Raw genomic sequence first — 14464 nt, forward strand, 5'->3', positions numbered from 1 at the left:
AACAAAATCCTAATAACATATTTATGTTAATGGCTAAAAGAGTAGCTATTTTTATATTGGTATGTATCCTAAGCTTCTCTGCTGTTTTGAAAGTATTTCAAAATAATTTAAAAAATATGTCCCCTTTTTCCTCCTTGTGCGTTATATAGGTAAGAACCTAAAATAATAGCTAAGGAGGATTTTTTATGAAACTTAAAAGAATTGGGGTAACAACATTGGCCATTGCATTGTTAGTTGGAGGTGGTGCAACAAATGCTACCTACGCTATGGAACTACGAGAACAAACGTTAGAAAATACAGACTATCAGGTAATTACTCCAATGTGGGATAATATTAGTGGTATTTCACCAAGTATTTCAGCAGAAGGTACTACCCTTTATCCTGAGGTATATATAAAAGCTAAAAGCTCTTCTGGTTCAATTAGTGGAACAATGTATTTAGAAAGATATGATTTAGGAAGATGGATTAGTGTAACTTCGTGGAGCTTCAAAGGGACTAGCTATGTATTTTTATCTAAGAGCTATACAGGAATGTCAGGCGTTAAATACCGTACTCGAGTTGTAGTGAGTGTGGATGGGGAAAAGGCAGAAGCTACTTCGGGGTCTTGTGAAATTTAAATCATGACTGACCCATTAGAATTATGAAGGATATAAAGAGCTAAAGTAGTAGGTATCGGGAGGTGATTTCATTTCTGCGTGTTATATAAGTAATAAGATAAATTAATGAAATTAACAATATTCTTTTATCAAAAAGCTATATGGGGGCACTAAGTGATAGATATCGATAGTAGTAATGATAAATGATGAAACGGCAAAGGCTTTTTATAAGAGCCGTGAAATATAAAAGCTAGAGTAGTAAAATAGAAAGGGGTGATTCCCGTGGGGAGGTATATTCCCAATAAGTAGCACGCGAAAACATGAAGTGATTTTATAGAAAGAGAGGAAAATATTATGTTGAAAAGATTAGCATCTTTAATATTAGTGACAGTTATGATTATGAGCATGGGTATGACTGCTTTAGCAGCTGAAAGTCAATCTGATGAAGTTAAACTAACAAGCATCAATCAAGTGGGGTCTGAAAACAATCTATATTTATCAACCGATATTGTACCTGAAGAAGTAATTAACTATGCGGTTAACAATGTCTTTGGTTACTTAGTTGCTCGCTTAGATATTGACACCTTGGATATAAGTAAAGTATATATGGGAAATCCTTTTACGATGGCAAAAGAGAAAGATACTGATGATGACATATACTATTTCCCTATTTTTTGTGATAATAGAGTAATTTATACATTTAGAGTATATTTGAGCGAAAATAGAGAATACGTGGGCATACTCTCGCCTTATTTGGCAGAGGAAATAGATAGTTTTAAATATCGAACAAGCGAAGAGAACCCATTGTCCATTTATATTGATAACGGCAATGTAATAGCTCTCCAAAATGGTTACGTAGAGATTCTTGAAGAAGATCATCTTAACAGGGAACCTCTTGGTATTATGATGAGTAAAACTTTTCAAATTAATAGAATTGTAAATGTTTCAAAACCAATCGAATTTGTCATTACTCCTACGGTACAAGCATCAGCTTCACATAACTTAACTCTAGACATGAAAGAACAACAAGGTTCGAAACCTTGGTGTGCAGCATATGCAGCTGCCTCTATATTACGATATAAGGGTGCTGGAAGCAGTGTTACGGCAGAAGCTATGATGAAAGCTACATTTCCTAATAGCAAGGATTTGGATAAAGAAAGTATTTCACGCTCACAGATTGTAACTTATGCAAAGAATAAAGGTTATAAGAACACAACTGAAAGTTCTTCGACTCTTACAAATACAACTGTAGTTTCAGAAATTTATACAAACTCTACACCAATTTATGCAGGATGTGCAGGTAAAGGTGATTATGCAAAAGCAAGGCATGCCCTTGTGATTTGTGGATACGATAATACAAAATCTACTTATACGGTTTGGAATCCTTGGTATAAGTACACAGAGACGATGTCCCAATCCACAAAAACTTACATCGTAAATTCAAGTTCTTCCTTTGTATGGGATTGTACAATTTATAAATTCAGAAAATAGGTAAACAGTTCTATAAAAATGTCTGCATCCCTAAAGAGAGGAGAAATATGCATGAAAAATCATTCCATTGTTATGTTGTTGCTTTTATTACTAATTATTGTGATGACTGGATGTTCCAAGAAAGATAAAGCACTTATAGAAACTCATTTAATCTCTTCTGAAATCGATAAAGTCGTAGTAGTTACTTCAATGGGTAATCCAAAGTACGGTGCTGATAGTAAAACTATAATGAATAGTGAAGAAATCGAACAATTTGTTGAAACCTTCAATAGTGCAAAAATAGGAAAAAGAGTTAAAGATGCTGATGTTGGAGTAGCAATGCCAAGTCATTACTATTTTTATTCAAAGGGAGAAGTGATTTCCAAGTTTACTTTTAATGGGGATAATTCACATATCATTTGGTTTAACGACAGTTATCATTATGTTGAATATGATGATAAGGTGAAACGACCGTATGAACTCTATCAAGATTCCACTGCCCAAATTGAAGTTGTAGATGAAAAAGGCAATAGAATGAAAAGACCAATTGATTAATTATATTGTAAACTTTACAAATTTTATAATAGTCTGCAGAAAAGCTAGAGAGAAACCTCAAATGGTTTGGAGACGACTTTATCAAAGGGGCTGTTTCAAAATATAGTTTCTAAATAAAAGAAAAAGAGTTGAGAAATCTATTGATTTTTCAACTCTTTTTTAGTATGTTTTATTTGCGATGAAAACCCATACTGAAGTTAATCATAGAGCAAAAATCAAAAAAATGCAACTCACTTTTAGTTTTGATTTGACTAATAATTTTGATATGGATGATGAGGTTTTCCTGGTGCTCAATATTATTGAGGAGATGAACTTAAAGTTTTTAGATAGTGCCTACTCTAAAAAAGATAGAAAGCTTGTTTTACTTGAATTTAATAATATAAGAAATATTTGTAAATCAAAAAATATAGTGTTTGCTTATGGTAAAGGGAAGTGAAAATTAGAAGAACAAAAGAAATATGAAATGTTGGAAAGATGGCTTGATAAGCTAAATATATATGAAAAACATTTGAATATACTTGGAGAAAGAAATAGCTATTCTAAAACAGATCACGATGCGATTTTTATGAGATTAAAAGATGATCATATGAAAAATGGTCAGTTAAAACCTGCTTACAATATTCAATGTTCAACAAATGGCAGATATATTATAGGTATAGAAGGATTTAATAATCCTGCTGATGTAAGAATCTTAATCTATTTTATGGACAATCTTCTAAAAAAGCATGATACAAGAATAAGGAAAATTGTAGCAGACTCAGAATATGAAAGTGAAGAAAATTATCTTTATCTAAGAGAAAATAAAATAAAACCCTTAAATTAGAAAGTGAAAAAGGCAAGAAAATATAGAAATGACATATCAAGAAAAGAGAATATGACTTACTGTAAAACAGAAGATTACTATCTTTGTCATAATAATAAAAAGCTTAAATTTGAAAAGATAATATATAGAAAAAATAAATATGGATTTAAAAGTAAGTCTAAGATTTATCTATGCAATGACTGTCTAAATTGTACATATTCTAGTGATTGCATAGATATGAAAAATAAAACTGGATTAAAACGTATATATGTTTCTGAAGGATTTGAAGAATTAAGAAAAAAATATAATGACAGAAGAGGGAATTACAGAAAGACTTAATCGTTCGATTCAGGCAGCAGGAATGCAATATTTAAGATTTAAACATATGGGTATGGAAAAAGTTGTTTCAGAAATAAAGTTACTAATTGTTAATTGCTTGACTTCCTGAATATGGTGGGATACAGTCTTCCTAAGATTAAGTCTTACTATACTTTGAGGAGGAAAAAGAATGATTAGATTGCAATTAAAATTATCTGGAGAAGCATTAGCTTTGTTTGACTTATATGCGAAAAAAATACTTGATGATTCTGCTGTTAGTCAAGGGCCTATTAACAAGGGATATTTGCTTCAAAGGGCATTAGATGAGATTCCATTAGAAAAACTAAATTGGGAAAAGGCGAGAGATTACAGAACTAAAGAATTAAAAATAAGTAGTAATGGAATGCAGACAGCTTTGATGTTAGAAAAAGAGTCTATAGAAGAGTTAGAAAAACTAAGGGTAGGATTTCGGGAAGTATTCAAAACACAGAGAATTTATAGACCTTTTGTAATTAAACTAATTATAAAAGCAGCTATTCTTAAATTAGAAGGAAGCATAAGTAAAGTTATGAAATGGGATGAGAATAAGAGTATGAAACTTATACAACAAAACATTAATTTTGAAAATCAGAATATCTTACCCATAATAGAAATAATCAATAAAAAAGAGCCAGAAGTTATCTTTTTCCAAGAATATAAGCAATCTTTACATTCAGAAATCGAGAAATTAAAAGACAAATATAAATTTTATTACCCTAAAGGATATGAAGATAAACATTCAGAATTTATGTTATGTCTATTAGCTGTAAAAAAAGGCGTCAAATTTGAAGCAAGAAAAAGGGAAGGTATTTCTCTGTATCTTAGATATATTGAAGGAAAAATAATTATAAATAATTTTGAACTAGAGATATTTTTAATCCATGTGCCACAGACTTCTTATAATACTCAAAAAAACAGATGGTTAAGTAAAGATATTGAATATTATCAAGATAGAGTTGAGTATAAAGGAGAGTGCTTGTTTGAAGCCTATAGATTTAGTGAGGAATATAAAATGAGAAATGCTTTTATAGGCGGAGACTTTAATGTGGATATAAGAAAAAATGAAAATGGATTATATAAAAAGAACACAAGATTTCAAGCGATGTTTAAATCCCTTTACGATAATGGTTTTTATGATGTTTCAGATGATAGCCCTACTTGGAAAGAATATAAATATGACTATGCATTAGTCACAGAATCATTACAGAAAAATAGTAAATCACAAATTATTGAGACGACCAGCGATCACAAAATGATTATTACAGAGATAATTTACAGTGTTTAAAAATTTTTTAGAGGAAATGGTGGCTTAGGAAAATAAATAAAATATTTTAGACTAGAATAAAACAAGAAAGGGGAACAATATGAAGGGAAAAGCGATGAAAATACTAGAATGAATATTCAGTATCTTTTGAGGCAGATAAGTATGTGAGGTGTCTTATTTTTCCAGATCCCGTTATAATCAATGAGAAAACGAGAGATGAATTTATCAAATTTGTAAATGTTGTGAACAGATATATTTTTAATGGTTACGGAAGATTCTGGGCAGATCTAGAATATAATGATTTTGCATATGAGCTTGTCCTTCTAGCCCGCTCTATTTGATATTCCTCTAGCTCATTTTATAAATTTAAAAAACTCTTTATATATTATCGAGAAATAAAATTAAAAAGGGATAAGATAATATTTGGCAGTTAATATCTGATAGTTTTGTAAATAAAGATTTACTGCTAGATGATATTGTTATTTTTCTTTTTGATTTTATGAAGGATAAAAATTATCATAAGTTCACATCTACAGAATTAGCAGAGGAATTATCTCAAAATAGGGACGAAAGGGTCGATAAAATTAGTACCTCCTAAGTCCTCAGACTAATGTCCCTGTTGACCCTTTAGACCCTGTAAAGCTAATAACAAATAAATAGGCAGGAATTTTGGCATACCTTCACCCCTATTGATTTTAGTGCAGGATAATAGGGTGAAAATGGGAATATTAGGTTGATAAATGTATAGATGATTTATATACTATTAGTGAAGATAAGTATAAAATTATGCAGCTAAATTATAATTAAATACTGGAGGTGCAAAATTGAGTATATTTCAATTTTTAGCAAGCGATAAACCATTGAAAGAAGTTAAGGATTTGTATGAAGGTAATTTAAATGAAATTGAAATCACGAAGGATATGTATTATTCTTCTGAATATGCAAAGGAGTATTCAAATAAAACATATTTTTCACAGCTAAAATGGGAATATACAGAACCAAGAGCAAAATCGATTATTGATTATTTGAAAATAGAATTAAAGAAGTTAGATGAAATTGAAATATGGAGTATATGGTTAGGTGAAAATATAGAGTTAGATGATCATATATGGCTATCTAACAATAAGTGGGTGGATGATGATGTATGGTTAGATTACCGTAAACCACCAGGTATAGACTCTATTAGTATTTCTGAATTAAGTATACAAGACTTAGAATTTCTAGGTAAATCATATAAACCTACTTGTCTTATCGTCAATAAGTAATTGAATGATACACGCGATTAAGACACATTCTTTATATTATGTTCATCCGATAAATAAGAAATAATCAAGATAGTATTCACAAAAACTTAATGATGAAAATGAACCAGAACAAGTATATGATGGGAGGTTTTTTCCCATCATATACTTGTTCTGATATTGAAATTAAAAAAGCATTTATGAGATTAGGAGCACCTTATCTGCAGGATTGTGAAATTATAGTTGATAGCCATAATTTTTCTAATAGAATAATAAATACTATTCCTGCTAATGCAGCACTATTAGCTAGAATAGATAATTTAAATAGTTTAGCACGCAAATTTAAAGAAATAGGAAAAGACATACAATATTTTAGGGAGCTTATGGATTATGTAAATCCCAAAACAGCTGATGAAGTTCTACTATATGATTTGTGAATCAGGGCATTTTGAATATGATGATAATTTGGAGGAATACATTGACTTTAAAAGATATGCCCAAGTAAAAATGGCTAATGAATGAAATGCACCCAAAAGTTTAAATTATTGTCTAACTTTTGGGGTGCACTTCATGGGTGGGGGGGTTATTATTTTGATTATTGGAGCTAAGATAAAAGTAAATTTAATTAACAATATATTAATTAAATTGCACAGAGTAAAAGTAAATCTTTATGACATAAGATTTATTTTTATTGTAAAATATAATTTGATTGAATTTAGATTGAATTTATAATGTATATTATCATTTTGTTTATTTAGCAGATATAGTTATCCAATTTGTGTGATAAACACTCAAGGCATTTTAATAGTATAATTATGATGGCGTATTATGGTAAAGATGGAAAACAAGACGGTCTAATCATAATATACTGTGGATTTGGGGCAGAGAATCGATGGAATAGGGGGCGTGCATTTTTGGGTCCTGTTTGTTAAAGGTATTTATAGATGACATTCAGTACTAATCGATAGATGCCACTAAAATTATCAAGACTGAAAGATTATCCACCATGAGTAACGAGGAGATTGAAAGGAGAAATTAAATGAAATCGCGAATTATATACATACTTCTTGTGTTTCTGTTAAGTACTTCAATTACTGCGTGTTCGAGCAGTAAAAACAATTTAAATCCAAATAATGGCAGTAGTGTAAGTGATAGCAAAATTACTGATACCAGTACTTCTTCAGACAGTGAAAGTGAAAATACAAAGACCACGATGCCATCTAATAATAATTCGGTATTAGAAGCATATAAAGCAGTATTGCTAAATAATGCTGAATTTTTCAGCATTGATAACAAAAAAGAATTATCTTTAAATGATTATTTAATTAACAAAGAGATTAATGGAACCATCTTCAAGTTGACACACTTTACAATACTTGATATGGATGGTGATGAGGTGCCTGAAGTTATTCTTGAATTAGCAGTAGATAATAATCCAGAGTTTTATGAAGTCTTGCATTATATGGATGATATAGTTTATGTATACAATATTGTATACAGAGGTTTAGAAGGGCTTAAAACAGACGGGACATTTCAGTATTCAAATGGTGCAGCAGATAATGGATATGGAAAATTGAAATTCCAATCAAATGCCTATGAAACTGATATATTGGGATATATGAAATCAATCCAAAAGAATGATGACATAACTATAGCATACTTAATTAATAATAAATCCGTTACAAAAGAATCGTATGATTCTTTCATTAAAGAACAAGATGAAAAAAAAGATGTAGTTTGGCATGAATTTTCTCAGAAGAATGTTGAAACAGAATTCTCTGTGTATTTAACGTGGCAGGATGAAGAAATGAAACCAGTGAAAATTTATAGCGGACATAGCAAGGAAGAAATAGAAGATTTTGCAAAAAAAGTTATTCAATTAATCCAAAATGATGAAAGTCAGGATCTGGCAGAAATTATTCAATATCCACTTAGTGTTAATCTAGATGAACAAAAAATATATATCGAAGATGAAGAAACATTTCTTGAAAAATACAATCTTATATTTAATGATAAATTTAAGTTTCAAATTAAAGATGCATATACGAAGAATATATGGGGGAATTCGGTTGGATTTGTAATAGGGAACGGAGATATATGGTTTGCTAATGATTCATCAGATGGAAAGCTTAAGATTATAGTTATTAATAGGGGAAAGGGCCAGATACTGAACGATGAGGAAGGGTGTGGAATGATACAGGGATTCTTTTCAGCTAGCTCCTGGACTTTACGGTCATAACTACAGAATTTATCACCTCAACTTCAGGGTATAAATGTTTTTAACATAACAATAAATGATAAGGGCATTAAGTCTAAACCAATTATAGTAAAAGATAAAATGATACCTGGATTTAAATTTATTAATTCCTTATATTATAATAATGAACATATTTACTCTGAAGATATAAGAAATAATGTAAGTAAAGTTTTGATAAAAGCAAATAATACAACTTAAGAATTAGGTCACATATTTAATTTAAGGTCATTTTAAACTAATCTTAGAAAGATTAGTACTGAGAGTTATGCTGTATATCGAACAACAAAAACTATATGGACGGGAAAAGAATACATTAAAGTCAGTGAGATAGCTGGTATAGATTTAATTGATTGTATAGGGGTTAAAGCAATTATTAGCTCAGCTTTAATTACAAAAAGTCATATAGTATTATTTATAACTTTAAATTTTTCAAAATTAATTAAATTGGGTTGAATTTATCCTAAAAAGGGGATCTGCTATAAATAGATAGAGAGGAGATGTTATGAATATCAATATAAATATAAATAATCTAGCTTTAATACCAAAAGCTAATCAAGATTTTTCAAAAATAGCAAAAATGGTTGATGAAGATGGAGCAGCAGTGATAGATTTTTTAGGAATTAGCAAAATGAAAATGCTTACGAAACAACTTCACCTCCAAAAGGAACCTGCTCCAGTCACAGTCGTCAACCAATCAGCGAAGCAAATAGGAACATCTTCAAGCAAAAAAACATTTTGTATATCTATGATTATAAGTGTTCTATTGCTAATGTGAAAGGATTGTAGATGCTCAGACATTTTATTACTTACTTTACAATCTGGTTAGTTCTTGTGGATGATAAGAAATAGGCTAGATTCATCCACCTCTTGCACCTGATAGGGGTATCCCGATTCTTCACCAATTTTCTGAAAGTCCTCCAATGAATGGGTTATTGCCTTGAAGCCATCTTTGCAGATAATTACACCGTTTTGAGTTTTGGCATAATCAATTTCTCCTAAAAGTCCTTTTGATGCCTGCTCCTCAAACCATTTAAGGCGAAAATCCCAAAATTTAGGGCTATAACTGCTGAAATAGGCTCTTCTTCCTGGTGCTAATGTTTCAAGAATTTTATGAATAACAGTGGAATCAGCACCCATGGCAGATAAACCGTTTTGCAGACACAAAATGACGTCAAAAGGCTTAGAAAATTCCATTTTGTGAACATCCATAGTGATCATGCTAGCATTGGTATAGTCTTTGAGATACTCTTTACCCAATTCAATGTTTTCCTCTGATATATCTATCCCCACTATAGAACCGCAGTGGGGAGCTAATTCCCTAACAATCCGACCATATCCAGTCCCAAGCTCCAAAACGCTTTGGGTCTTTGATAAATTTTTCTTGATAAAATCTATCTCCCCTTGTAAATACTGCCTGACACGTGGAATTTTGGTCTCATATACTTGGAACAATTTTTGAGCATTCAACTTTTCATCATAGTAATTTTTCATATTTTTTATCCTTTCTCATATTTTTTTATTTTTATTACTTTGTTAAATGTAAATTGGTTCCTCGGGCTTAGAAATTCACTGCTAAGGCTTCAAAAAAATTTGTTATATAGTTATTTAATATATTTTATCATATTAAAATGAAGGCTTCAATTAGCTGACTATAAACAAAGGAATAGACTTTTTTAAGGTTAGAAATATAACAACGATTATTTGAACATGGTGTAGTAATCCTTTGTGCAGAATATATTATTCAATTTTATTTAGTTTTAACGGATTTTAGGGGATTACAATTGATTGATATATATATCAACGTGTTAAAATAATATTGGAGGTAATATTTAACAGTTAGTGAAAGGTATATAAAAAAGGAAAGGTGGTTTTGTTATGAAAAGAAAATATGTTGTATTGTTGTTGTTAATTGCATTAATACCTATTATTAGTGATGCTCAGAATGTTTTTTCATATTCCATCCTTGAAGAAAGTGAACCAAATAATAGTTTAAATTCGGTTAGTTTTTCCTACCCTAATTCTTTAAGTGCTGGAACATATTATATCAAAATAAAAAGGTATTCAGGCTACTCTGAAAGTCAATATAGAGTAAGCTTTGATGTAAGATGATTACCGTTAATTCAATCAATCCCGTGCCTAACTATTTAGAATTGTCTCCTAATGGAAATAAAAGTTCATTTAAAACCTGCTATTACCCTAAAGATAAACTGTTGATAAATCAAAATAACATAGACAAGATATATCAGGAGAAATTTGGTATAATGGATATTAATTTCTTGTCAAGAAAAAACAATAACTCTGAATTTGAATCTCTATCCAATAAACTAAAGATAATACTATTAAATAATAAGATGTTTATCCAACAAGCCCATGATTTAAATATTTTTTGCACTCAACTTTATGAATAAAATAATTAATAAAAGAATTATATAAAAAAACTTCCAATGAGATATAGTGATAAAATTATAATAATATTGGAAGTTTTTTGTTTTTATTCTTGAATACCTTTATAGGATCTAGACACTCTGTTTGGGAAAATGTTCTCGGGGTATATCTTTATTTATAAAAACTTAAAAGATTCAGATGGCAATAAATATAATTATATTAGAATAAATAGGGGGTGTTACTATTAAAAGATTTATTTTATTTTTCTTAGGTCTAATTCCATTAGTATTAGGTTTTTTAATGAATGATATAATGATGCAAAACCAAAACTTTAATTTACCATATAGGTTAATGGGTATTATATTTCTTGCTTTGTGGATATTGATGGGATTCATAACTTGTGAATTTGAAAAGACACCATTAAAATCTACTATAACTGCAAATTTCCCTGCTTTTTTAATGCTTTTATTCGCTATGTATCAGGAAATTATATTAAAACACTATTGGTCTAGTATATTTGGCATTGCTACTCAATTTTATTACTTGCCACTGGTTAATATTGCCATAGTTTTTTATCCACCCTTTATGACAATTCGGTTTTGGTTAGTAAGCTTAATAGGATTTTTATTAATGTTTTCATCATATTATTTAGGTAGTTACTTAAAAAAACATAGTAATATATAATATTTTCGATATATAGTTAAGCGACATCATTTATAGAAGGTACATTAGCATAACTCAGCATCATAGGACAAGTATGCTGCTATTTAAAAAATATTTGGAGGTAAACACAAAGTTTTTTACTCTTTCTATAGTATTTTAAATTTTATACTATTTTCCAGTTGAAAATTCATTGAGAGTTAAATAAAAAAATAAAGATTCGTATTTATGGTTTATGAAACAAATACGTATCTTTGTTTTTTGCTTTTTATTAATTCAGATTTCTATTTTTTATTTTCACAACAACAAATTGGAAAAGGATTTTTAGAACCGAATTGTTTGACCTCCTTTGGATATATACCCTTGTATCTTTTAAACAGTGCTGTAAATCTACTATGGGAATTATAACCAACGGATTTTGCTATATCTTTAATTTCAAGTTCAGTAGTTAACAAAAGATTCTCTGCTATGTTCATACGCTTTCTTTGAGTATATTCAGTGATGCTCATTTGATATTTCTGTTTAAAAGCAGATTTTAGTTTGGTACCACTCATCATAGCTATTTTTTCAAGAAGCTCTTGTGGTATATCAAAAGCATAATGATCGTTAATATACTCTGAAACATTTTCAATTGCGTTTTTATCAGACTCTGAAAGGGGATGTTCTCTAGATTTCTTTGTATACTCATCTATGGTGATACTCAACCATTCTTTCGCCTTTGCTTCAAAGAAAAGATCTGCTGAAGGTAAATCCATCGAGCAGTTTAAGATGGTTTTTGCCAATTTTTCAATAGGTTTTGTTATAAACTCCCTTGTTTCTAGGAAAAGATCTGATACTTTTGTTTTATTAATTTTTAAGTTATCTATAACACATTCTTCAATGATCTTTTCTTTAAAATTAATTCCAACGCTAAAATAAGGATAATTTCCATGTAAAAGTAATCTCATATTTGCTCTATCTATATTGGTTACAAACATTGTATTTGAAACTATATTTTGATAAGGATTAAACCATTCACCGCTAGCTGTAATGATATAAGTGGAAATAAAACTCATATAAGGTCTCATATCAGGAAATGTATCCACTATCATTTCTCTTTTAATAAAAAAGTCATGAATATCAATGATGAAAGAATCTGTTTCATAATACCAGTACATTCCTTTATAGTCTTCATTATCAATGTAAAAAGCGTTGCCTGCTGGGGAGTATTTTGTACAGTTTAAACAGTTCGTATAGCCGATTTCTTTTAACATATCTTTTAAATTATTCAAACAATCACCTCAAATTATCACGGTTAGACAATATCACAAATGGACATTATCTCTTGTTTTTATTGTACCACGTTTAACAAAATGATACAATAAAAATTGTTAATGTAGCCTTTATGCTAGGATTACTTTGGAAGTTCAATTGAATTAGATATTAAGATTGAACAAAAATCAATATCTGTTTGTCTAATTGAGATAATTCAGAAAGGAGAAATGTTATATTAAAGGTTTGTAAAAAATTTCTTTTCTATGTGTCGAAAGAGAAATCCTCAGCGTATATCGCTATAATTTTTACTATGGTCTCTACTGTTGTGACTGTCGGTGCATTATTATATTTCGCTTCTGTTCATTTAACTTATGTACCTGGATTTAGACTTGAAACCAATGAAAGCGGAAATTATGACGTTTATACCTACGGCAATTTCAGGACTTATATTGCGAATTGCACTTGGAGTTGTAATTGTTGTAGGAACGGGGTTATATGGTAGTGGAGAAGTAAATGCTCTTTATATACTTGGATATATTTTAGCAGCAATGAAGATAAAAGAAGTTGCCCGTCTTGCAAATTGTGAAGAGTTTATTTGTAAACTTCCACAAGGTTATGATACACCTATTGGAGAAAATGGAGCTACTCTTTCAGGAGAACAAAGACAGAGAATTTCTATAGCGAGAGCCTTTTTAAAGGATGCTTCGATTATTACCTTAGATGAGATAGCTGGCATCTCTTGATGTAGAGAACGAGAAATACATTCAAGACAGTTTAAAGAAACTGACAATAAATAAGACTGTTATCATAATATCTCATCGTCTAAAAGCCGTAGGAAATGTTGATAAGATTGTTGTAATTAATTAGGGAAAGGTAGATGCTTTTGGTAATCACCAGGATTTGATTGAAAGTTCAAAGATATATGCAAGCTTAGTAAGAAGTGGAAAATTGGCAGAGGAATTTAAATATTAAAAGGAGATGAGTATAATGAACAATCAAGAAGAAAATAAAAAACTTGGAATCAAAGATTTTTCTTTGATGGGGATTTTTAGTGCAATCATGTTTGCACTTGCGATGATTTTAATGTTTATAACTGGCGTAACACCTGCTGTTTATATATTTTATCCAACAATTTTTGCATTGACTTGTGGTCCTCTTTTTATGGTGATTATAGTTAAAGTACAAAAATTTGGAGCATTTTTTATTCCATCTGTGATAATAGGAATATTGTTAGGGTTAATGGGGGCACAGACCTTGTTAATAACCAGTGTAGTATTTGGCTTTATTGCGGAAATTATTGCAAAATCCGGCAAATACAAGGACCATAAGCGTATAGTCATTGCTTATATTGTGCTGATGTTTGGTTTCTATGCAGGGGATATTGCACCAATTTATGTTTTTACAGATTGGTATATAAAACAAGCAACTGGAGGTGTAGCTGGTGCAGACATGACCTATCTTAATTCTCTAATAGATGTTGCTAAAAGTTGGCTTGGTGTAGTATCAATAATATCCTGTTTAATTGCTGCATTTTTAGGAACTGTCATTGGTGAACGAATATTGAAAAAACACTTTGAAAAGGCTGGTATGTTTTAGACAAAAATAATTTCGGAACCTGCTGTA

The 14464-nt window shown here is 30.1% G+C and carries 17 protein-coding genes and 1 pseudogene; 16 read left to right on the top strand and 2 right to left on the bottom strand.

The features are described from left to right. The first annotated feature begins 185 nt into the window (after nucleotides 1-185). The 12 genes from RT714_RS13620 (at nucleotide 186) to RT714_RS13675 (ending at nucleotide 9317) form a co-directional block, all read left to right on the top strand. Entirely contained in the window at nucleotides 186-617 is a 432-nt protein-coding gene (locus RT714_RS13620; RefSeq protein WP_313758353.1) for a cell agglutination protein Mam3, read from the top strand. Between the two features lie 333 nt (nucleotides 618-950). Further along, nucleotides 951-2087 carry a C47 family peptidase gene (locus tag RT714_RS13625; RefSeq protein ID WP_313758354.1) on the top strand — a complete coding sequence of 379 codons (1137 nt, stop codon included), beginning with the start codon at nucleotides 951-953 and terminating at the stop codon, nucleotides 2085-2087. A 75-nt stretch (nucleotides 2088-2162) separates the two neighbouring features. After that, nucleotides 2163-2621, top strand: coding sequence for a hypothetical protein (locus RT714_RS13630; RefSeq protein ID WP_313758356.1), 459 nt, complete (start codon nucleotides 2163-2165; stop codon nucleotides 2619-2621). 307 nt (nucleotides 2622-2928) lie between these two features. Next, entirely contained in the window at nucleotides 2929-3057 is a 129-nt protein-coding gene (locus tag RT714_RS13635) for a hypothetical protein (protein ID WP_313758357.1), read from the top strand. A gap of 27 nt (nucleotides 3058-3084) precedes the next feature. Continuing rightward, entirely contained in the window at nucleotides 3085-3444 is a 360-nt protein-coding gene (locus RT714_RS13640; protein WP_313758359.1) for a transposase, read from the top strand. Nucleotides 3445-3447: 3 nt separating this feature from the next. Continuing rightward, nucleotides 3448-3762, top strand: coding sequence for a transposase (locus RT714_RS13645; RefSeq protein ID WP_313758361.1), 315 nt, complete (start codon nucleotides 3448-3450; stop codon nucleotides 3760-3762). Then, nucleotides 3731-3871 carry a hypothetical protein gene (locus RT714_RS13650; protein ID WP_313758363.1) on the top strand — a complete coding sequence of 47 codons (141 nt, stop codon included), beginning with the start codon at nucleotides 3731-3733 and terminating at the stop codon, nucleotides 3869-3871. Before RT714_RS13645 ends, RT714_RS13650 begins: the two co-directional genes overlap by 32 nt. Nucleotides 3872-3931: 60 nt before the next feature. Beyond that, the gene (locus tag RT714_RS13655) at nucleotides 3932-5065 is read left to right on the top strand and encodes an endonuclease/exonuclease/phosphatase family protein (protein WP_313758365.1); all 1134 of its coding nucleotides are present in this window, start codon (nucleotides 3932-3934) and stop codon (nucleotides 5063-5065) included. Nucleotides 5066-5868: 803 nt separating this feature from the next. Beyond that, a complete protein-coding gene (locus RT714_RS13660) occupies nucleotides 5869-6309 on the top strand; it encodes a hypothetical protein (protein WP_313758366.1) in 441 nt (146 codons plus the stop codon). A gap of 98 nt (nucleotides 6310-6407) precedes the next feature. Beyond that, a complete protein-coding gene (locus RT714_RS13665; protein WP_313758368.1) occupies nucleotides 6408-6722 on the top strand; it encodes a hypothetical protein in 315 nt (104 codons plus the stop codon). Between the two features lie 602 nt (nucleotides 6723-7324). Further along, nucleotides 7325-8524 (top strand): hypothetical protein, encoded by a 1200-nt coding sequence (locus tag RT714_RS13670; RefSeq protein ID WP_313758370.1) that lies wholly within the window; start codon nucleotides 7325-7327, stop codon nucleotides 8522-8524. Between the two features lie 520 nt (nucleotides 8525-9044). Then, the gene (locus RT714_RS13675) at nucleotides 9045-9317 is read left to right on the top strand and encodes a hypothetical protein (protein ID WP_313758371.1); all 273 of its coding nucleotides are present in this window, start codon (nucleotides 9045-9047) and stop codon (nucleotides 9315-9317) included. A 47-nt stretch (nucleotides 9318-9364) separates the two neighbouring features. Here RT714_RS13675 and RT714_RS13680 read toward each other — a convergent pair whose 3' ends face one another. Further along, on the bottom strand, nucleotides 9365-10033 hold the full coding sequence (locus RT714_RS13680; protein WP_313758373.1) for a class I SAM-dependent methyltransferase: 669 nt from the start codon (nucleotides 10031-10033) through the stop codon (nucleotides 9365-9367). Nucleotides 10034-10417: 384 nt separating this feature from the next. Here RT714_RS13680 and RT714_RS13685 point away from each other — a divergent pair, with 384 nt between their 5' ends. Both RT714_RS13685 and RT714_RS13690 read left to right on the top strand, forming a co-directional pair. After that, on the top strand, nucleotides 10418-10651 hold the full coding sequence (locus RT714_RS13685; RefSeq protein ID WP_313758374.1) for a hypothetical protein: 234 nt from the start codon (nucleotides 10418-10420) through the stop codon (nucleotides 10649-10651). Between the two features lie 576 nt (nucleotides 10652-11227). Further along, a complete protein-coding gene (locus RT714_RS13690; protein ID WP_313758375.1) occupies nucleotides 11228-11611 on the top strand; it encodes a hypothetical protein in 384 nt (127 codons plus the stop codon). Nucleotides 11612-11871: 260 nt separating this feature from the next. Here the strand turns inward: RT714_RS13690 and RT714_RS13695 are convergent, their stop codons facing one another. After that, nucleotides 11872-12858, bottom strand: a complete 987-nt coding sequence (locus RT714_RS13695) for an AraC family transcriptional regulator (RefSeq protein ID WP_313758377.1) — start codon at nucleotides 12856-12858, stop codon at nucleotides 11872-11874. Between the two features lie 534 nt (nucleotides 12859-13392). On the opposite strand from RT714_RS13695, the pseudogene RT714_RS13700 reads away from it, so the two are divergent. Both RT714_RS13700 and RT714_RS13705 read left to right on the top strand, forming a co-directional pair. Beyond that, nucleotides 13393-13813: pseudogene (locus RT714_RS13700) on the top strand (ATP-binding cassette domain-containing protein); the annotation flags it as partial. Nucleotides 13814-13828: 15 nt separating this feature from the next. Then, on the top strand, nucleotides 13829-14437 hold the full coding sequence (locus RT714_RS13705) for an MptD family putative ECF transporter S component (RefSeq protein ID WP_313758378.1): 609 nt from the start codon (nucleotides 13829-13831) through the stop codon (nucleotides 14435-14437). Nucleotides 14438-14464: the final 27 nt, after the last annotated feature.

The sequence above is a fragment of the Tissierella sp. genome (assembly GCF_032104385.1).
Lineage (GTDB): Bacteria > Bacillota > Clostridia > Tissierellales > Tissierellaceae > Tissierella.